20 protein-coding genes are annotated in these 19,448 nt (G+C 33.4%); 11 read left to right on the top strand and 9 right to left on the bottom strand.

Annotated elements, in window-relative coordinates:
* Positions 1-204: 204 nt before the first annotated feature.
* From RR409_RS04765 to RR409_RS04750, 4 genes are all read right to left on the bottom strand, one after another.
* Positions 205-858 (bottom strand): response regulator transcription factor, encoded by a 654-nt coding sequence (locus RR409_RS04765; protein WP_332556582.1) that lies wholly within the window; start codon positions 856-858, stop codon positions 205-207.
* Positions 836-1,522: a hypothetical protein gene (locus tag RR409_RS04760; protein ID WP_332556581.1), complete on the bottom strand. Its 687-nt coding sequence runs from the start codon at positions 1,520-1,522 to the stop codon at positions 836-838. Before RR409_RS04760 ends, RR409_RS04765 begins: the two co-directional genes overlap by 23 nt.
* Positions 1,519-2,958, bottom strand: a complete 1,440-nt coding sequence (locus RR409_RS04755) for a HAMP domain-containing sensor histidine kinase (protein ID WP_332556580.1) — start codon at positions 2,956-2,958, stop codon at positions 1,519-1,521. Before RR409_RS04755 ends, RR409_RS04760 begins: the two co-directional genes overlap by 4 nt.
* An 86-nt stretch (positions 2,959-3,044) precedes the next feature.
* A complete protein-coding gene (locus tag RR409_RS04750) occupies positions 3,045-3,770 on the bottom strand; it encodes a M15 family metallopeptidase (protein WP_332556579.1) in 726 nt (241 codons plus the stop codon).
* Between the two features lie 472 nt (positions 3,771-4,242).
* Here RR409_RS04750 and RR409_RS04745 point away from each other — a divergent pair, with 472 nt between their 5' ends.
* The 3 genes from RR409_RS04745 (at position 4,243) to RR409_RS04735 (ending at position 6,234) form a co-directional block, all read left to right on the top strand.
* Positions 4,243-4,593: a hypothetical protein gene (locus tag RR409_RS04745; protein ID WP_332556578.1), complete on the top strand. Its 351-nt coding sequence runs from the start codon at positions 4,243-4,245 to the stop codon at positions 4,591-4,593.
* Between the two features lie 202 nt (positions 4,594-4,795).
* A complete protein-coding gene (locus RR409_RS04740; protein WP_332556577.1) occupies positions 4,796-5,551 on the top strand; it encodes a phosphoesterase in 756 nt (251 codons plus the stop codon).
* A 173-nt stretch (positions 5,552-5,724) separates the two neighbouring features.
* Positions 5,725-6,234, top strand: coding sequence for a DUF3189 family protein (locus tag RR409_RS04735; protein WP_332556576.1), 510 nt, complete (start codon positions 5,725-5,727; stop codon positions 6,232-6,234).
* Positions 6,235-6,275: 41 nt separating this feature from the next.
* Here RR409_RS04735 and RR409_RS04730 read toward each other — a convergent pair whose 3' ends face one another.
* Together RR409_RS04730 and RR409_RS04725 are read right to left on the bottom strand one after the other, a co-directional pair.
* Entirely contained in the window at positions 6,276-7,526 is a 1,251-nt protein-coding gene (locus tag RR409_RS04730; protein WP_332556575.1) for a S8 family serine peptidase, read from the bottom strand.
* A 449-nt stretch (positions 7,527-7,975) separates the two neighbouring features.
* Complete coding sequence (locus RR409_RS04725) at positions 7,976-8,578, bottom strand: TetR/AcrR family transcriptional regulator (protein ID WP_332556574.1); 603 nt, start codon at positions 8,576-8,578, stop codon at positions 7,976-7,978.
* A gap of 325 nt (positions 8,579-8,903) precedes the next feature.
* Between RR409_RS04725 and RR409_RS04720 the strand changes: the two genes are divergently transcribed.
* The 6 genes from RR409_RS04720 (at position 8,904) to RR409_RS04695 (ending at position 14,024) form a co-directional block, all read left to right on the top strand.
* Positions 8,904-9,785: an ABC transporter ATP-binding protein gene (locus RR409_RS04720; RefSeq protein WP_332556573.1), complete on the top strand. Its 882-nt coding sequence runs from the start codon at positions 8,904-8,906 to the stop codon at positions 9,783-9,785.
* A 21-nt stretch (positions 9,786-9,806) separates the two neighbouring features.
* Positions 9,807-11,420: a tetronasin resistance protein gene (locus tag RR409_RS04715; protein WP_332556572.1), complete on the top strand. Its 1,614-nt coding sequence runs from the start codon at positions 9,807-9,809 to the stop codon at positions 11,418-11,420.
* 359 nt (positions 11,421-11,779) lie between these two features.
* Entirely contained in the window at positions 11,780-12,145 is a 366-nt protein-coding gene (locus tag RR409_RS04710; RefSeq protein ID WP_332556571.1) for a hypothetical protein, read from the top strand.
* Between the two features lie 360 nt (positions 12,146-12,505).
* A complete protein-coding gene (locus tag RR409_RS04705; protein WP_332556570.1) occupies positions 12,506-12,694 on the top strand; it encodes a hypothetical protein in 189 nt (62 codons plus the stop codon).
* A gap of 91 nt (positions 12,695-12,785) precedes the next feature.
* The gene (locus RR409_RS04700) at positions 12,786-13,175 is read left to right on the top strand and encodes a VOC family protein (protein ID WP_332556569.1); all 390 of its coding nucleotides are present in this window, start codon (positions 12,786-12,788) and stop codon (positions 13,173-13,175) included.
* Between the two features lie 102 nt (positions 13,176-13,277).
* On the top strand, positions 13,278-14,024 hold the full coding sequence (locus tag RR409_RS04695; RefSeq protein ID WP_332556568.1) for an alpha/beta hydrolase: 747 nt from the start codon (positions 13,278-13,280) through the stop codon (positions 14,022-14,024).
* Between the two features lie 228 nt (positions 14,025-14,252).
* On the opposite strand, the gene RR409_RS04690 is transcribed toward RR409_RS04695, so the two are convergent.
* Positions 14,253-15,062: a ZIP family metal transporter gene (locus tag RR409_RS04690; RefSeq protein ID WP_332556665.1), complete on the bottom strand. Its 810-nt coding sequence runs from the start codon at positions 15,060-15,062 to the stop codon at positions 14,253-14,255.
* Between the two features lie 503 nt (positions 15,063-15,565).
* On the opposite strand from RR409_RS04690, the gene RR409_RS04685 reads away from it, so the two are divergent.
* The gene (locus RR409_RS04685; RefSeq protein ID WP_332556567.1) at positions 15,566-16,213 is read left to right on the top strand and encodes a corrinoid protein; all 648 of its coding nucleotides are present in this window, start codon (positions 15,566-15,568) and stop codon (positions 16,211-16,213) included.
* 62 nt (positions 16,214-16,275) lie between these two features.
* Positions 16,276-17,328: a uroporphyrinogen decarboxylase family protein gene (locus tag RR409_RS04680; RefSeq protein WP_332556566.1), complete on the top strand. Its 1,053-nt coding sequence runs from the start codon at positions 16,276-16,278 to the stop codon at positions 17,326-17,328.
* 154 nt (positions 17,329-17,482) lie between these two features.
* On the opposite strand, the gene RR409_RS04675 is transcribed toward RR409_RS04680, so the two are convergent.
* Positions 17,483-18,718, bottom strand: a complete 1,236-nt coding sequence (locus RR409_RS04675) for an MFS transporter (protein ID WP_332556565.1) — start codon at positions 18,716-18,718, stop codon at positions 17,483-17,485.
* Positions 18,702-19,268: a hypothetical protein gene (locus RR409_RS04670; RefSeq protein WP_332556564.1), complete on the bottom strand. Its 567-nt coding sequence runs from the start codon at positions 19,266-19,268 to the stop codon at positions 18,702-18,704. The genes RR409_RS04675 and RR409_RS04670 overlap by 17 nt, the downstream gene beginning before the upstream one ends.
* Positions 19,269-19,448 lie beyond the last annotated feature (180 nt).

Here is a 19,448-nt window from a genome sequence, read left to right as displayed (position 1 = left end):
CTTATAGCTTAATTTTATAACATAATCTTACAATGCTCTTTAAACAACCTCAATGATAAAGAATAATAGTTAGAATAGCTATTTTTCTACTTTGAGGTAAAAATGGTTAAGACTTCCTACCATTGTAAGATAAATAAAGATACCATTAAGAATTATTAGTTTTTAAACATTTAATTCTTAACCGTCCCTTATTAATTTTGAGTTTCAGTCTTCAAGCCTGTAGCCTACCTTAAATACAGTTTTAATCTTATCCTTTAAACTAAGCTTATCCCTTAGTCTCTGTACATGTATGTCAACAGTTCTCGTTTCTCCTGGATAGTCAAAGCCCCATACCCTTTCAAGGATCTGATTTCTGGAAAGGGCCATGTTCTTGTTCTGTAAGAATAAAAGCAGGAGGTCAAATTCCTTAAAGGTTAGGTCAACCAAGTCTCCATTTAGCCTTACTATCCTTTGGTCCATAAGTACTTCTAGACTTTTAAACTTAAGAATTTTAGGACCTTTATCATACCTTCGAAAAACTACTTCAATTCGTGCTAGCAGTTCAATTATTTCAAAGGGCTTTACAATATAGTCTTCTGCACCAAGCCTTAGGCCTGTAACCCTATCAAGGACAGATTCTTTTGCGGTGACAAAGATAACAGGAATGCTTTTATCTCTAATTTGAGATATCAAGGTGAAACCATCAATTTTAGGGAGCATAACATCAAGCAGCACAAGGTCTGGTTGAACTTCCTCAATAATTCTTTTTGCACTAAGTCCATCACCAGCACTTAAGGCTTTGTACCCAACTATTTCAAGATTGATTGAAATAAGATCTCGAATAGATTTATCATCTTCAACTACTAGTATTTTTTTCATAAGTTTCCCTCTCCTGTATTCTTTTGCTTTCTTTCAAAGTGAAAAATCTAGTTACTACCTTCCTTGATGAATTAATAGTAATAGAGTAATCCTTACCACCGTCTTTTGTACTTACAAGATAAATAGATATATCACTTTTAGGCATATCCTGTGTTATAGCTTGATGCTTAATTACATAGTCATTAGGGTCTATATTAATTTCTTTAAGCAAAGGACTTATAATGCTGTTGATTTCTTCTTGAGACAAAACAGCTGCAATACTATCCTGGTACAATCTGCTGTCAGTACTTGAAACTTCTAAAATCTCATTGTTTGAAGCATCCAATACAACAAAATAAAAAACCTTATCAGTAAGATTTTGCCAAGATATATTCAATTGAAAATTACCAGTGATGTAATCTCTAGATATTTTAATGCTTTCAGAAAATTGCGTTCTATCTATTTTGATATTTAAACCTTTATCGAATATATCCACAGACTTTTGAAGTGCCTTTTCCCTAGTAAGTACATTATTGCTTGTAGGGGACTTTGAATCTTTGGCGCCTATTAAAGTTTCCTCGGAATAAAGTTTATCTTCATAATAATTAAAGTTTTTTGTGCAGCCAGTGATAAAACAAGGCAAAAAGAAGATTAATAGTAAGATCTTAAAAAACTTATTTCTCATATGCTTATCTCCTTGGGAAAATGAATTGAAACCTCTGTACCTAGATCTTCCTCACTTTTTATAGTAAGCATTATTTTCTGACTTTTGCATATTTCTTCGCATATTGAAAGTCCAAGGCCAACACCACTTTTTTCTCTATCTCTAGCCTTATCTACCATATAAAAAGGCTCCTTTATTTTATCTAAATCTTCCTTAGGTATTCCAACTCCGTAGTCTTTAATTATCAAAATATACTTCGAGAAGCTTTCTTGGTAGCGTCCTTCAATTTCAATAGTTCCATTGCTGTTAGATGCTTTAATAGCATTATCTAAAATGTTTATAAGAAGCACTAAAATAAGCTGCTTGTCACTTATTATTTCAAAATCCTGAAGGTTCACTTTAAGATTAATATTTTTATCCTCAAGTTTATAATTAAGGCTCTTAAAAGCATTTGACAAGCATTCCTTAAGGGATATATTTTCAAGGGTTAAACCTTCCTGTTTTAAAAGAATCAATTTCAGTAGAGTTAAATTTAATTTTTCAAGTCTCTTAGCTTCTGAGTTTATATAATTTAAGGCAGTAACTTTGATTTCTTCGCTTATGTTTCCCTTAAGTAACAAATCGGAATAACCTATTATAGAAGTGAGAGGAGTTTTTATTTCATGGGTTAAACTGTCAACAAATCTCTGCTTAGCATGGTTTAATTCCTTTAGTTCTTCAATTGTATCTTCAGTTGCTTTAGCCATAATATTAAAGTTTTCTGCCAAGGATCCTAATTCATCTGTACTGTTTTTTATGCTAACTCTTCTTGAAAAATTTCCATGGGCAATTTCCTTAGAAGCTTCACTGAGTCTGTTAATTGGTTTTGAAACTCCTTTTGCAATAAGATACATTCCTGCTGCTAAAAGTAAAAGAATTATGCAGTCTAGAAAGTAGAAAAGCCTGTAGTTTTCTTCTCTTTCCCAATAAATATAATCAATATTCTTTGCAAGAACAAGCTTTAGGCTTTTGTTCATCAAAAGTATTTTTGAGCTAACAAATATATAGTGAGATTTATCAATATTTCTGATAAGAAAACTTCTCTCGTTTAGCTTAGCATCTTCTATTTCTGGTCTTTGGCCATTAAGCTTTAAACTTGACCTAGAAAAGAGAAGGTTATTATTTTCGTCAAGTAGCTCCACCGAATCCTCAGTTATAGAGTCGTTATAAATATAACCTGTTACAACTAAAGAAAGCCAATCTCTTAGCTGTTTTTCAGACATAGCGATAGTATCCTGAATTGAATCTGTGTTCAGGTAAATAGATCCCTCAATTAGTTTATGCTCATCAATAACAGTGCTAATGGTTCTATCAAGGCTTCTTTTGTGGATATTTTCGATAATGAAAATCCCTGCGCTATTAAAAAGGATTATAAATAATGTGAGAGAGTATATAAAAATCTTCAACCAAAATTTCATGACTTCACCAAAGTCCAATCATATTAGATTTTTTATAAAAGTTAGTTTTAGTTTTATTTTTACTTAATATTATAGCATTTATTTATCTAAGCGAAAATACCGAGATATTCTTCTAGGGTCAGGCGCTTTTGAGTTATCTTAGTAGCAGCAGATATACCTACATATCTCAGATGCCAAGGCTCATAATTATAGCCAGTAATACTTTCTTTCCCCTTAGGGTAACGAATAATAAAACCATACTCATAGCAATTCTCTACAAGCCATTTATATGCCTTAGTATTAGCAAAACCTTCATCTAATGAACTATATTCATTTGAGAGAACATCCATAGCTAGGCCAGTTTGGTGCTCGCTAGCCCCTGGCTGAGCTACGTACTTGTCAGCCTCTTTTTTACCAACAGCAGTTACTTGGTTTCTGTAAAGCATGTTTTGATACTTATAGTTACGATAGCCTGATACAGCAAGAAGAGTTATAGCATCTGCTTTTGCAGCCCTAAAAAGACTTTCCAATGCCAAAGCAGCTTCTGAATCCATTTTTTTCACTTCTGCACTTGCATAGGTTGTAAATTTTACATTTGGTATCACTAAATGCGCTGGAACAAAATTTTTATCCAATCTATTGCTTCTGTTTACCAAAGCAATCACAGGCTTTTTCTTAGCTGCAAGTGGTTTAGAAGTTTTAATTGTTTTATCATTAGAGGAAGCAATAGCTTTATCAGGTACTGCAGCATCATTTGGAAGATCAGTAGGTTCATTCCTTTCAGTAAAAATCAATGATATAACAAGTATCAAAAGTAGCAATATTTTTTTCATAAAGTTTCACACTCCTTGTTTTTATAAGCCAATTGTAAGTAAGGAATGTTTCATAGTTTGCAAACACTTGTATCAACGTTGTAAACTATTAGTAAATAAACTCTTAGATTATATATGGGCCAATAAGATCACTTCTGATTTCAGTATTCGAGGTTAATAGTAGGGTAGAATTTCATGTAAAAACGTACATTTTTCATCTTTAAAGAACCTTAAGGGAAGCTGAAGCATTGAGAGCTACTTTCTAAGAAAGGATTTAATGTTTCATATCCAGTTAGAACTAAAGACGGTGAATATTTTTACCAAAATGGAGATGTTTTTTATGCACTGCTAAATGGTGTGAAAGCAAGATATCTAACTTCAGAGGAAAGATACTGTTAATAGAGTGATAATCGGTGAGAAATATGGTAAAGCAATTGGTAAATTACGCGTAATCCTAATCCCACTAATATTTTATTCAGTGGAGATAAAATAAGTGGGGTTTATTGATTTTAATATAAGTGAAAGATATGTGAGAATCTTTGATCCATGCTATTGTGCAACATATATACTCTCAGTGGCTGGGAATATAATAGATGGTTATGAAAAATGGCCAGAAATTCTTAAAGGTATTTTAAAAGGTTATGATGCCGTATGTCTTTTGAGTGAAGTTGAGGAGTCATCAATATTAAATGAAACTTATTCTATCCAAATGATTTTTATAGCTTGGTTAAATGGCAGTGATGAAGAAAAAGAAATTGCTATGGAGAACAGAAGAATGCTTATTTGGATATGGAAGAACTTTTTGCTGAATGATGTTTTCTCCAAATCATTAAGGCCATTGTAATAGCTGAAATGTGATGGAATCCAAGCAATTTAGGCAGTGATTTAGCATCACCATAGGGCATAAGTATTATCAAAGTAATATGGGCAAAATAAAACTGGATCATAACCATGTGATATGAAATTTTCATATATGAATACAAAAAGCTTTACAATTTGATAATGAAGCAGTTAATTACAGGTAATTAAACTATGGAGGGGATAAAATGAGTTTTAAGATTATTGCAGACTATCATACTCATTCTAATATTGCAAAGGGACATATTTCCTTACTTAATATTATTTCGGGAGATCATGCAAAAGGAAGTATTGAATCAAATGTTAAAGCTGGAATAAAAAAAGGATTAAAAGAAATTGCCATAACAGATCATGGTTATAAGCATATTCTCTTTGGTATGAAACTAAATGAATATAAAAATCTACGTAAAATAGTTGATGATTTAAATAATAATGCATTATTAAAGCACAATGACTTTAAGCTTCTTCTTGGGATAGAAGGTAATATTGTTAATAAAAAAGGGGATATAGATGTTAATGATGAAATAATTGATTATCTGGATATAATTTGTGTGGGTTATCATCCTGGCGCGTTACAAAGTCCATTTTTACTTAGAAATTATACAGAAGCTGCAATTAATGCTATAAAAAAATACGAAATTACAATACTAAATCATCCTTTAGAGCATGTTAATCCAGATATTATTGAAGTTGGAAAGGTTGCTGCCATAAGAAATACTGCTTTGGAAATTAACAGAACTCATAGGAATATGGATGTTGAAACAATAAAGAAGCTAAAGAACATGGGAGTTAAATTTTCATTGGGAAGTGATGCTCACAAATCCGAGGATGTAGGGGAGTTTGGTAAAGCATATAATATTGCAGTTGAGGCAGGTCTTACGCGTGATGATATTATTAATGCTGATGGAGATGCGCATAAATTAATGAAATTATTAAGAAATTAGATTTGATAGTGGTAACCTGTTTTATCCATTGCAATATATTTATTTTATGTAAAAGTATTGTAGAACATTGGTGAACCTGGATAAAATTGTTCAAAGAATGTTTAGTATCAATGTTTAATGTATATACTACAATTACTAAAATTAAGTAAAAAATAAGAAATTAGGTGATTTAAATGATATACATATATAATTGCTATGGTGGAACCCACTCCTCTATTCTAGCAGTTGCCTATCACTTAGAAATGCTGGATGAAACCCGAGAACCCACTAAGGATGAAATATTGAATTTGCCTAACTTTAATAAGTTAGTGTATGGAAATCGTGGAGAACTTTTTCATTATGGCACTGATAAAGATGGAAATGAGGTCTATGCTGTAGGCAGGGGACGTTCAAAGGTCTTAATTCCAGGATTATATAATTTAGCTTCTATGCTTCATAAACAAGAAGTATTGAATGAGAAAATTATATTTTCAAATACGTCACCCACTGTTCCATTACCAATGACCTTTGGTGGATTATTTTCTAGGTGGTTAAAAATTGATTTTATAGGAGTGCCCTTGCTTGTAAAGGGGGCAAAACAAGCCTATAAGGACATTATAAAACTCGTACATCACACAAAGAAGGTAGCAAAGGAAGAGAACTCTGAGGTTATTATTTTAGATAATAAGGAATTTAAGAAATAATAATTTAAATTATCAGAAGAAAAGCCCTAAATTAATAGGGCTTATTTTAACGCTTCCATTAGTTTCACAGGATTTACTACCTTTTTCAGTTCGTATTCTTTTCCACTATTTTGAACTTTAATTGTATCCCCAGTTTTCAGTGCTGTTGACCAGAAAGTTTCAGGATTAATATCCGGATTAACCTCGCAGGCTAAAGCATATAGCCCTGCTATATATGGAATTGACCAACTCCATCCACCTTCTCTATAGAACACATAATCCTTAGGATCTGTAGGGCTTGCAGTGGTTCTTGAGTCCATAGGAATGAGTAAAACATCCTCAATACTTACACCTATTTTTTCTCCCAGGATAGAATAAAATTCTTTATCATTTTCATAATATCTGTCTTTCCAAAATAAACCTGGTTCATAAGAAGAAGGAACTTCAGGATCATTTAAAGGATTCCTGCCTAAACCATTAAACATGTATCCATCAGTGTTTATAAGTGAAGAAGAAACAACAAACACTCCTGCCGCCTTTGCTCTATCAACAGCTGCATTTACCTCATCATAACCTTTTTGGCTTTTATCCCAACCAACGGAAATGGAAATAACCCTAATTTTTTTATTCTTGGGAAGAGTATTATTTACTTCAAGAATTCTGTCAATAGACTTTGCAACCCAAGTAAAGTCCCACTGAAATCCTCCATTTGTATATTCTCCATGAGTTTCGGCAATGTAGTATAAATCTGCATCAGGTGCTACCCCTACAGTTTTTCCTACAGCTATAGAGGCTACTGCGGGACCGTGCATTTGTGCCTGAGTATCAGAGCAATGAATTTCCTCATACATTTTAAGATTATTCTTATATTCAATGTGGTCTACTAGGAGTGCTTGGTCTATGATTGCGAGTCCTACCCCTTGTCCTGTTATTCCTTTTTTATGCAATCGCTCTACATTAAGTCCAGGACTTTTGCCAAGGTCCATTAGCTTTTCAGGATCAAACCTATCAGGTAAACTTTTGGGCCAAATTGTTTTGCTATCAAATTCCGCATATTCTAAATCCTTTAGTTTATCCTTTAAATCGACGGAACTTAAATCATATCCTCTCAAATCCAGTGTGCTATCACCTTCATAAGCAGGGTTCACCGGTGGTAAAGTATCTACACTTCCACGATTAAAATTTGCGGCAATTGGATGTTTAGTTATGTTTACTTTGGTGTTTGGACTTACATCAGTTTGTTTTGTGGCTGGACTGCAGGCCGTTACAGTAATTGACATAATCAATAATGCTACTAAAAACACTTTTTTCATTAATATTACCCCCCTCAGTAACGATACTTTATGCTAAATAAGTATATAAATATACTTTACCATAAAATTACTGTAAATATATTACATCGAATTTATTGTTAATAAAAATTTCAATTGTATGTCATAAATACAATTGAAGTAACCTTGAAGATAATCCTATGATTTGGCACATATTATATAAAATATTCAGTCTATGTGGTATAACTTACTCGTGTGAAGTTACATTATGATTCAAACTCATTAAGTAGCATTAACAAAAAGCATAAAAACACCATTACTTAATTGAAAGTAGTGGTGTTTTTTAACATTTTAACTTAATATAGTTTGGGTGTTCTTCCATAGTGAAAACTAAAACATTATTAATGTCTAATGAGGAGTGTAAAGCATACCCCTTTTATATACTTCTTGGACAAAACTATCTTTATCAATTACATTCAGGTAATTGTCCTTTAATCTTTTTTACTTGGTGCGAGTCCTTTAATCAATAGTTCTGTCCATTGGGCTGTATAAGGGAGAATTTTTGGGTAGATGTGTGGGCTGGAGATTCCCTCAACAATAGCTTGGAAATAAACCATAAGAAATTCATCTGAATATTTCAAATCAACTTTACCTTCTTTACGCCCACGATGGAATAAATCCAACATTATATTGAAGCTTTCTTGTGTGTATTGTTTCATCATCAAAGATATGCCGTCATCACCCTTCTTTGTAACAAAATCCATTAAATCCAAATAAAACTGCTTATTTATTTTTTCTAAATGGTTGATTTTGTTTAGGCTCATGGCAATAATGGTTTCTTCAAAAGGTCTATTTTCTGCCATTAATGCTTTAGCTGTTTCCCTAATGTTATTTAAAAAATACTTAAAAACCTCATGAATAAGATTTTCTTTACTTTCAAAATACTTAAAGATTGATGTTTTACCAACATTGGCATTTTTAGCAATATCATCCATTGTTATATTTTCTATGCCAGCATCTGTATTCATTAAATGAAAAGTTGCTTCTAAAACTTGATTTTTCTTCTCCTGTGTCCGCCTTTCATAACCATTCATTCATTATTCCTACTTTCTATCTATTATAAAATGTTTTCAGTAAAATTTAGTTCATATCTTTATTTTTTAATATTATATAGTAATAGTTTTGAATTATCAAGCGTATATAGTTTTAAATACCATTTATTCATGTTGACTATCAAGTTGAGAAGATATATAATTGAATTAATAAATGAACTTTGGTTTATAATATAGCAAAAACTAAAAAGATATGAACATTTATACTATGATTAGTTCGAATCCTTTTTAAGTTTAAGCTTTGTTTTAAACTGGAAAGCACGTTATGAAACTATTTCAAAATATTGTGAGAAGGAGTTTTAATGTTATGGAAGAAATTGTAAAAGTGCAAGGGTTGCAAAAAAAATTCGGTAAATTTAAAGCATTGCACGATGTGACATTAACGGTAAATGCTGGAGAAGTTGTTGGTTTTATTGGGCCAAATGGCGCGGGTAAGTCAACAACCATACGTACTTTGCTAGGGATTATCAAGGGTGACGCAGGAGATGTAAAAATTTTTGGTAAGGATGTTTGGAAAGATAGCCTTGAGATTCATAAGCGAATTTCTTATGTTCCAGGAGATGTGGCTCTTTGGGGCAGCTTAACAGGTGGCGAAATTATTGATTTATTTATTAAATTACATGGTGGCGGGGACAAGGATAAACGTGACTATTTAATTAAGCGTTTTGAATTGGATCCTAAAAAGAAGGCAAAGGGTTATTCAAAAGGAAATCGTCAAAAGGTTGGTTTAATTGCAGCTTTGTCAGTTGACTCCGATTTGTATATTTTTGATGAACCAACTTCTGGTCTCGACCCATTGATGGAAGCTGTATTCCAAGAGGAAGTTGAAAAAATCAAGCATGCAGGGAAAGCAATTTTACTATCCTCTCATATTTTAAGTGAAGTAGAGCGTTTAGCAGATAAGGTGGTAATCATTCGCCAAGGGAAGGTGGTTGAAACTGGAACATTGGATGAGCTCCGTCATTTAACTCGTTCAACTGTGACTTTAGAAACAGAAGGTGATGTGGCTAACATGGCATCAGTTAACGGTGTTCATGATTTCAAGCAAAAGGGAAATCAAGCAACATTCTCTGCTGATAATGAATTTATCAATGATATATTATCCGCAGCTGCAAAATTAGTTGTTAAGAAGTTTGAATCTGTGCCACCAACCCTTGAAGACTTATTCATGCGCCATTATGAAGTTTAGAGTCGGAAGGGAGGAATTATTATGAAAGAAAAATTTGCACGTTGGAATGTACTATTTGTGCAATATCTTAAACGTGATTGGAAAAAAAATATCACATGGATTTTAGGTCTAGGCCTGTTTTCAGGTGCTTTTGTTCCAGCTTTTGAAGAAATCAGTAAGGGACAAGGGTTACTGGGAATGTATGAAACAATGAAAAATCCTGCAATGATTTCTATGGTTGGTCCCACACCTATAGAGTCAGCAGCGGACTATACATTGGGTGCAATGTATGCCCATGAGATGTTGTTGTTTTGTGGTTTGTTTGCCATGATTATGGCTGCTTTGCATGTTGTTAGCCATACTCGTAAGGAAGAAGATCATGGGCTTACTGAACTAGTGCGCTCCTTCCAAGTAGGTCGTCAAGCCAATTCTCTTGCTGTGATTATCGAAGTAGTTATTATCAATATTTTGTTAGCGATTTTTATTGCTGTGGTTATGATTAGCTTTGGTGCAGATACCATTTCAGCTAAAGGATCATTCTTGTTTGGTGCATCAATCGGAATAGCTGGAATTCTTGGGGCTGCCATTGCATTAGTTATGTCACAAATTATGCCAACTTCTTCTGGTGCAACTGGTTCATCCCTTGGAATTGTTGGATTACTCTATATTTTACGTGGTGGTACAGATGTGTCAAATGTTGATCTATCAATGGTTAATCCTATGGGTTGGACTTATCTCACTTACCCATTTACTGAAAACAATTGGCTTCCTATAATTTTTGCATCAGCATTCTGCATCATTACAGTGATCATTGCCTTTGCCCTTGAAGGGGGTCGTGATATGGGGGCTGGTTATTTACCTGTAAGGGAGGGACGGGAGTCAGCGAAAAAATCCTTGCTGTCCGTACCTGGCTTATTCATCAAGCTTAACAAAGGGGTAATGATTAGCTGGTTGGTTGCTTTCGTAATCTTGGGAGCAGCCTATGGTTCCATTTATGGAGATATGCAAACCTTTCTAAGTAGCAATGAAATGATGAAGCAAATGTTTACCCTATCAGGGGTTTCAATCGAAGAATCCTTTACTGGAACTATTATGATGGTAATGATTGGCATGGTTTCTATTTTACCCATTGCCATTGTTAATAAACTTTACTCGGAAGAAGTGAGATTGCATTTGAGTCAGCTTTATGCTACAAAAGTCACTCGAGGTCAGCTCTATTGGACAAGTGTCATAATGGCAATGGTTGCTGGAATAGTGGGGATCTTATTGGCTTCATTAGGCCTTGGTGGTACAGCGATTTCTGCAATGGGTGACAGTTCAGTCATGAATATGGGAGATTTTATTGCTGCAGGGTATAACTTCCTGCCTTCTGTATTGTTCTTTGTAGGACTAGCAGCATTGGCTTTAGGCTTCTCACCAAAGCTAGGGAAAATTACTTATGTATATCTAGGCTATTCTTTTGCATTAAACTACTTTGGCGGAATTTTAGACTTACCAGAATGGTTTTCAAAGACAGCTATTCAAAGTTGGATTCCACGTATGCCAGTAGATAAATTTGATGGAACAATCTTTATTACTATAACAGTGATTAGTATTGTATTCATGGTATTTGGGTATATTGGATATAGCAAAAGAGATATGGTTGAAGGAGCTTAGAAGTTTATCATCCAAAGATACAACTTCCCCAAATTTTAAGAGTGAAATATGGATACATGTTTCTAGAAAGTAAATGGAATCTAAGAATAGTCCCTCAGACTTATAGTTTGGGGGATTTTTGCTCTGTTTTATGAAAACCCTCTACTATGGCACCAGGGTTTTGCTTCTATGTTATAATGTGAAATACAATTAGGTTATGGCGGTTCAGTATGTGTTATCCATCTTCAATTTGCAACCATGTGATGTGATTAAACAGTGCATTGGCGTGAACATAAGGTGGAAAGTATGAAAGTCCACGTATAAAGAGATTACAGTAGTGGCTGTCATGAAGCCAAACTTAACATGGGAGGAAAAATTTTATGGAAAAGTATAAAAGAGAAGAATTGGAACAAGCGCTACAAGTTGTAGCATCAACTATAAGTAACTGTGAAAAAATGCATCCAAAATTTGAGGAAGGTACCTCTCAGCACACACTTCTTAAGAATAGAATAAAAGCATTGTATATTTCAAAGTCCTTAATAAATGATGAAAATATTATAGAAAAATATACAAAAGAAGAATTGCTTAAAGCACTACCACCAGTAGCTTCAATTATCAGTAAATGTGAAAAAGCTCAACTAAAATTTGAAGAGGGGAACTCTCACCACACCCGGTTAAAGAAAATAATAGAAGCCATGTATATTTCAAAAGCATTAATTAATGATGAAATTAGTAAAAGAGGTTAATTTCCAGTTTTAATGGCAAGAAATTGGCATAAGTTTCGACAATAGTATGGGTTTTGAAAACTAGTATTTTCCTGGTCAACAATATATAGCTGTAGGTTTTTGTATTTTTGCAGTGATAAATAGAATTCTCATGGTGATAGAAAACTAATAAAAGCTATATAAAATAAATAATGATACAGGAAACTTTAAAATTGTATGAAATACAATACAAATCCTCGTGCTTTCAATTAAAACTTTATTATAAAATAGGTAAGGGACTGTTTCCTATTGTACTTTTATACAATACAAAACAGCCCTTAATTGCTTTAAATTAATATTTTAAACTTTGAAAATTATTCAGTAATCAAACTACGAATATAAATGCTAGCTCCGCCTAGATTTGTTAGTGATAGATTTTCAACAGAGTATGGTCCACCAGGTAAATCAAGGTTAAAAGGTGTTAGCTTTTCAGTTACAGTTACAAAAGTTAAAGGGGAGCCATTAAGAAGCACTAAAACTCGAGAAGTGATACCATGGTTTGTATTTGCAATAAAACATATAAATATGTAGTAAATAGTATTATAATTTATGTATAGTGGTTTAAAAATTATAAGGTAGGGCTGAAATAATACTTATTACTTATTGGAAGGGTGCATTTATTATGAGAATTGAGCACGTTGCTATATGGACCAGAGATATTGAAAAGTTGAAGACCTTTTATACAGAACATTTTTGTGGCACTGTAGGAAAAAAATATATAAATTCTAATAAATCCTTTGAATCATATTTCATTAATTTTGATTCAGGCTCAAGACTTGAATTAATGCAGATGCCAACAATTCCACCGAACTTAAATGATACAGTTAATCAAAATATTGGATTAATACACATAGCTATTTCCTTAGGGAACATTGAGAAGGTTAATAGCCTTACAGAGGAATTAAGGAAAGCTGGTTATACAGTAGTTAGTGAGCCTCGTTACACAGGAGATGGCTATTATGAAAGTTGCGTTTTAGACCCTGATGGAAATAGATTAGAGTTAACAGTATAAACCTAAGCCTACCCCCAAAATACCAAGCAAAAGTTCTTACTCAATAACCATAAAAAATATATAATATAAGTATATAAATGAGTTTAAAAAAGGAGAAATGGAATGAAGCAAAAAAAGTCTTTGAGGTTTAAAGTTTTTATTGGAATTGGTGCTTTCTTAATAGTGTTGGCTTCAGCATTTTTTATTTATGTAAGTTCTTACTATAGAGCTAGTTCTTTTGCCTTTAACACCTTAAAATCTGATTCCATTGTAACTGTAGAAGAAAATGGTGATATAGTATTTATTCCAGTTTCAAATAATAAAAATACAGGATTTATATTTTACCCAGGAGGTAAAGTTGAAGCCTTAGCCTATGCCCCTTTAGGCAAAGAAATTGCATCTAAGGGATATACTGTGGTCATTGCTGAAATGAACTTTAATTTAGCAGTGCTTTCTCCTAATAAGGCAGATAGTATAATAAGGAAGTATAGTGATATTAATACTTGGGTGATAGGTGGACATTCATTAGGTGGAGTTATGGCAGCGGATTATGCATTTAATCATGATAAAATAAAGGGGCTAGTTTTATTAGCTTCTTACCCTCAAAGCAATAAGGATTTTACTTCAAGTTCCTTAAAAGTGTTGGCTCTATGGGGAAGTAATGATAAGGTGGCAGATTTAAATAAGGTAAAAGATGCTGAAAAGGTTATGCCAAAGGATGCAGAGTTTGTAGAGATAAAAGGTGGAAACCATGGGGGCTTTGGAGACTATGGACCTCAAGAAGGGGATGGAGAAGCTTCTATAACCAACGAAGTGCAAATCCATGAAACATCAAAATATATTATAAAGCTTTTAGACAGCTTAAAATAAGTAAAGTAAAGAGAAATAAAAGGAACACTTTTCCAAATAAAAAGAATTAAGGAGTGATATCCTTAATTCTTTTTTATATGGAACCAGAGTTAAGACTTAACTTATACGTGAGTCCTACCCTGGTTTCCTTAAGGGGTTATGAAGAGGAATTTCATTCAGCATGAATAAAATTCATGCTGAATAAAATTCATGCTGAATAAGTTAAAATTCCATCAAGGAACCCTTTATTTATCCCAGTGCCACATCTAAAAACATCATTACAGCAAATCCAATCATGGCTCCTATGGTAGCTATATCAGATTTTCTCTCTAGCTGTGATTCTGGAATCAATTCTTCAACTACCACATATATCATTGCTCCAGCAGCAAAGGATAGTGCATAGGGAAGTATTGATTTCATTCCAATAACTGCCACTGCACCTATTACGCCGGCTATTGGTTCAACAATTCCTGAAGCTTGCCCGTATAAAAAGCTTTTAGTTCTAGAGAGTCCTTCTCTTCTAAGAGGAATAGACACTGCTGCTCCTTCTGGGAAATTTTGAAGTCCTATTCCAAGAGCTAGTGCTATTGCTCCAGCTAAGGATGCTGATGGTAAATTTGCAGCTATTGCTCCAAAGGCTACTCCTACTGCTAATCCCTCAGGAATATTATGAAGGGTAATTGCAAGCACTAGTAAAACACTTCTTTGCCAACCAGTCTTTACACCTTCCGCCTTATCAGTGGGTGTTCCAATATGAAGATGAGGTATTACTTTATCTACAGTCCATAGAAAAGCACCTCCAGCTAGAAAACCAACAACTGCAGGTAACCAAGCAGGAGTACCCGATTGCTCTGCCATTTCAATAGCTGGTGCTAGTAAAGACCAAAAACTTGCAGCAATCATAACCCCAGCTGCAAAGCCCAACATTCCATTAAGTACCTTTTTATTAATAGTTTTAAAAATAAAAACTAAAGCTGCTCCTAAAGCAGTTACAAACCAGGTGAAAAGTGTTGCACAAAGTGCTTGAACCACTGGGTCTAGCCCAACAAACCAATTAATCATAAAAAACCTCCAAAATAAAAAATAATATTCCTTTATAAAATTAATCTATTACATATTAATATATATCTATTCTATATAATTAGTGTACCAAAAAATGTTTAATCAATCAATAATGATTATCATTTAATTATATTTATTAAACACTAGAATTGTATGAATACAGATAAGCAACCTTGGAATTAAATCTATGAAATTTGCTGCTACTAAAATCCTAATTAGAATTAGTAAGGGTTAGAGGGGGTATATTTGCTAAGAGAATCAATTTGCTACGAAATATAGTTAAAGTTGAAATCATATGAGTATTCATAAGGAAAAGTTACTAATTAGTGGTATCTTAACATGTTGTTTATTAAAGTGCTTCAAATGGGTAATATATTTTGAAGTTTATTATTTGTTATACCTATAACAATTCCTTCAAATATAGGAAATTGCTATAGTTAGCTTATTTTAAATAATAGTGCTATATAATGAGAATTGATTGATGAAATTTGGAGGTACTTATGGATAAGAATGAAATTTTTCTTGAGATAAAAAGAAGTTTAGTTGATATGGATGAGGATAAGGTGGTTGAACTTTGTGAGGAAACTTTAAACCGTAATATATCAGCTTATGAAACTATAACAAAGGCTTTAATACCAGGGATGGATGAAGTAAGCAGGTTATACGAAGAACAGGATTATTTCCTTCCTGAGGTTTTAATTTGTGCGGATGCTATGAATGCTGGACTAGATGTTGTGAAGCCTCATTTAGATAAAAACCTTATGGAAGAAAAAATAAAAGTGGTGATTGGTGTTGTGGAAGGGGATACCCACGATATTGGAAAAACCCTAGTTAAGATTATGATGGAGTCAGGTGGCCTTGAGGTTTATGACCTTGGACGCGATGTACCTTTAAAGGATTTTATAGAAAAAGCAGAGGAAGTAGATGCCCACATTATCGGTATGTCAACGCTGATGACCACTACCATGGGTGGCATGGAAACAGTAATTAATATGCTTAAAGAAAAAAATCTTCGTGATAAATATAAAGTATTAATTGGGGGAGGCCCAATATCCCAAAACTATGCAAATAGAATAGGGGCAGATTTATATGCAAAGGATGCCAACGAAGCTGTTAGAAAACTTAAAGAAATGATGAAAGGTGTATAACACCATAAAGGAAAAAGAAAGAAAATTTACATACACCACTTGTTAAAAAGGAGATGTTTTTATTGTTTAGAGAGGAAATGACTCCAAGAGAAAGAATGGACGCTTTTTCTAGGGGAGAGGAAATAGATAGAGTAATTTGTGTACCAGATATGGGGGTTACCATGGTGCCCTTCATTGGAGTAAAAGCTAGTGATTATTTTCATTCTGCAGAGCTTATGGCAAATTTAGAAATTGAGTTATTTAAAAGACTTCGCCATGACAGTGTGGGTATCTCCACTAGTCTTAGAGGGGTTGCAGAAGCAATGGGTTCAAAAATTGCTTATCCAGATTATAATATTTCCTATTTATTAGAACCTGCAGTTAAATCTGTAAATGAAATTGAAACCTTAAAGGTTGCAGATCCTTTAAAAGATGGTAGACTTCCAATATTAATAGAAGCTCTAAGACTTACAAGGGATGCCTTAATAAAAGATGTTGATGTGGGAGCTGCAATGTCTGGTCCTTTCAGTGTGGCAGCTTCTGTAGTTGGAACAGAAAATCTTTTAAAGTGGATGATAAGATACCCTGAAAAGGTTCATACACTTATGGAAATAGTAACAGAATCCAACAATAGATACATAGAAGAAGTAGCGAAACTAGGACTATCTATTGGTTTTGCTGACCCTGTTTCTTCAACCAGCTTAATTAGTCCAAGGCTATTTAAAAAGTTTTCTCTTCCATACTTAAAGAAAAATGCAGAGAAGATAATAGAGAAAACAGGTAGTGCCCCAGGAATACATATCTGTGGAAAAAGTAAAGATATTTGGGAAGATGTTGTTAACATTGGAATCTCAAATTTCAGTATCGATAATGTAGAAGATTTAGAAGAAGCAAAAAGAATCATGGGACGTAAAGTTGTAATCACAGGAAATGTTCCACCAGTAGATGTGGTTCACTTAGGAACAAAAGAAGAAATTTTTGAATCAGTTAAAGAATGCATAAGAAAAGGTTACGATTCTCCAAAAGGTTATATTTTAAGCACAGGTTGTCAGATTCCAATGAACACCCCAATTGAAAAAATTGAAATGTTTATGGAAGCAGCAAAAGTCTATGGAAAGTATCCAATAGAGCTTTAGCATCTTAAGAAAAACTATAAATATTAAAAGGGCAGCTAGCTATAGAAACTTGCTGCCTCATTTTCTACTTTTTTAATAATCATAACAATATAAATAATACAACTAATTTTTAAAAAGCTTACCAAACGTGTTTTTTAAAAATTAAAGATATTTTTTAATTGCGCCTAAACTCCTTATTAAAAAGAGGAAGGAGACAAATAATAAACATTATCACGCCAATGGCAATGAAGGTGTACTGTACATTTAAACTTTCCCCTATAATTCCTGACACCGCAAACCCCACTGGCATTCCAATTAGAGCAATGGTTTGCATGGTGGAAATAACTCTTCCCATCTTTTCTTTTGGGGTATGAGCTTGTATTACAGACATACCTGTTGCAGAAACTATAGGTAGACAAGCTCCCATTATAGTACTGAAGATTACTGCTAAAAGTAAAGTGTTAGCAAAGCCAAGTGCTATGATATTTCCTGCAAAGACTAAGAAGCCAGTTATTATAACAGTACTTTTCTTAAATCTATGACCTATCTGTCCAACAATAAGTGAACCAAGTACAGTTCCCACCATTATGGCTATTCCCATTATACTATAGCCTTGTTCTCCAGAATTTAAGATTTTATCGGAATATATTGGCATAAGAACATTAAAGGGCGCCAAAAGAATGTTTATAGCTGCACCAATTATCATATTAATAAAAATTAGTGAATTTGCTTTTATAACCTTTAACCCTTCAAAGAGTTCTTTAAAAAATTTAGAAAAATTAAGCTTCTCAGTACTGCTTATAACCTTTTCTATATTTGCAATTAAAGCAGTTATACCAGATATTACAAAGGTTGTTGCATCAATTAAAATTGCAACCCCTACTCCCCAAAGTCCAATAATGGCAGCAGCTACTCCCATGCCTAAGATTTCAGCAATAGCCCCAGAGCCTTGACTTAAGGAATTTGCTGCTAGGTAGTGTTCCTTTTTAATTAACACCTGCATTGCACTTGTTCTTGCTGGTGAGGAGAACACCTCACAGATGGAATTGAAAAAGGCAAAGGCAAAAAGTTGCCACACCTGTAAACTGTCCACCATGAATAAAATTGCAATTATAGCTGTGGAAATTCCTCGAAGGAAATCCATTGCTACCATTACCTTCTTTTTGTCCATTCTATCCACAAAAACCCCTGCTGCCATTCCAAATAAAGAGGGCACAGCACTAACTGCCATTACTGATCCCATCAAAAGGGTAGACCCTGTAAGTTTATACATCAGCCACATAAAGGCTATGCCATCCAGGGCATCTCCAAACCTTGAAATTGTTCTACCTATCCAAACCTTTAAAAAATCAGGATATTCTTTTAAAACCATAAACCCATTCTTTTTAGTTACTTCAACTTTCGCTTCCATTTCCCATATCCCCCTCAACATCATGCTTTCGGAATAATTCATAGCCAAACATATAGGCTCTAGCATTCTCTCTTTGTTCCTTATCTTTCATATACCCTGTAATAAGCTCAGTAAGCTCATCTACTTCCTCATCTGTTAAGTAAGTTAGTCCATAGTTTAACTGTTTTTTATCCCCTTTAGTTTTATTTTTCATTGATTCCAAAAAATCTTCATGCATTATGGAAATCAAATTTTCACTTGCTTTTTCATATTCATCTTCTTCAAGTACCCCTATATCTTTTTTTATCTTAAATATTTCAGCTGTTGGAAGATAGAACTTCTCTATAATTCCACCTTTTTCTTTTGTTTCAACAATTTCTAAAATTCCGATTCTCTCTAGTTCCTTCACATGATAATGCACCTTTGAGGGCACTTCCTGTAGCTTCACTGACATTTGCTTTACTGTTAAGGACCCACTTTCTTTATTAAATAAAACTAGTATCTTAAATCTGAAAGGGTCGGAAATCACCTTTATTTCTTCTAATGTGCTTAGTACTTTTTCTTTTCGCATAATTCACCTCAAATAAATTTTATCGATAAAATAAATTTTATCGAGTAATATATTTTTATTGTATGCAAAATGCGTAGTTTTGTAAACACTTATTTTGAAATTTTCTGAATATTATTTTCGATAATAACTTTAAGATTTATAATAACCAATTGCGAAAGCTTTTAAGTGTTTTTCTATTGG

The sequence above is a fragment of the Clostridium sp. genome, assembly GCF_036642255.1.
Classification (GTDB): Bacteria; Bacillota; Clostridia; order Clostridiales; family Clostridiaceae; genus Clostridium_J.
This window is presented reverse-complemented; position numbering and strand designations above follow the sequence as displayed.

Excerpts from the sequence above, each read along its gene's own strand:
- RR409_RS04725 (WP_332556574.1), bottom strand. The coding sequence starts at position 8,578 with ATGAATGGTTATGAAAGGCGGACACAGGAGAAGAAAAATCAAGTTTTA.
- RR409_RS04710 (WP_332556571.1), top strand. The coding sequence starts at position 11,780 with ATGGAAAAGTATAAAAGAGAAGAATTGGAACAAGCGCTACAAGTTGTA.
- RR409_RS04735 (WP_332556576.1), top strand. The coding sequence starts at position 5,725 with ATGATATACATATATAATTGCTATGGTGGAACCCACTCCTCTATTCTA.
- RR409_RS04705 (WP_332556570.1), top strand. The coding sequence starts at position 12,506 with ATGCTAGCTCCGCCTAGATTTGTTAGTGATAGATTTTCAACAGAGTAT.
- RR409_RS04760 (WP_332556581.1), bottom strand. The coding sequence starts at position 1,522 with ATGAGAAATAAGTTTTTTAAGATCTTACTATTAATCTTCTTTTTGCCT.
- RR409_RS04720 (WP_332556573.1), top strand. The coding sequence starts at position 8,904 with ATGGAAGAAATTGTAAAAGTGCAAGGGTTGCAAAAAAAATTCGGTAAA.
- RR409_RS04765 (WP_332556582.1), bottom strand. The coding sequence starts at position 858 with ATGAAAAAAATACTAGTAGTTGAAGATGATAAATCTATTCGAGATCTT.
- RR409_RS04685 (WP_332556567.1), top strand. The coding sequence starts at position 15,566 with ATGGATAAGAATGAAATTTTTCTTGAGATAAAAAGAAGTTTAGTTGAT.
- RR409_RS04740 (WP_332556577.1), top strand. The coding sequence starts at position 4,796 with ATGAGTTTTAAGATTATTGCAGACTATCATACTCATTCTAATATTGCA.
- RR409_RS04695 (WP_332556568.1), top strand. The coding sequence starts at position 13,278 with ATGAAGCAAAAAAAGTCTTTGAGGTTTAAAGTTTTTATTGGAATTGGT.
- RR409_RS04700 (WP_332556569.1), top strand. The coding sequence starts at position 12,786 with ATGAGAATTGAGCACGTTGCTATATGGACCAGAGATATTGAAAAGTTG.
- RR409_RS04675 (WP_332556565.1), bottom strand. The coding sequence starts at position 18,718 with ATGGAAGCGAAAGTTGAAGTAACTAAAAAGAATGGGTTTATGGTTTTA.
- RR409_RS04755 (WP_332556580.1), bottom strand. The coding sequence starts at position 2,958 with ATGAAATTTTGGTTGAAGATTTTTATATACTCTCTCACATTATTTATA.
- RR409_RS04730 (WP_332556575.1), bottom strand. The coding sequence starts at position 7,526 with ATGAAAAAAGTGTTTTTAGTAGCATTATTGATTATGTCAATTACTGTA.
- RR409_RS04750 (WP_332556579.1), bottom strand. The coding sequence starts at position 3,770 with ATGAAAAAAATATTGCTACTTTTGATACTTGTTATATCATTGATTTTT.
- RR409_RS04715 (WP_332556572.1), top strand. The coding sequence starts at position 9,807 with ATGAAAGAAAAATTTGCACGTTGGAATGTACTATTTGTGCAATATCTT.
- RR409_RS04670 (WP_332556564.1), bottom strand. The coding sequence starts at position 19,268 with ATGCGAAAAGAAAAAGTACTAAGCACATTAGAAGAAATAAAGGTGATT.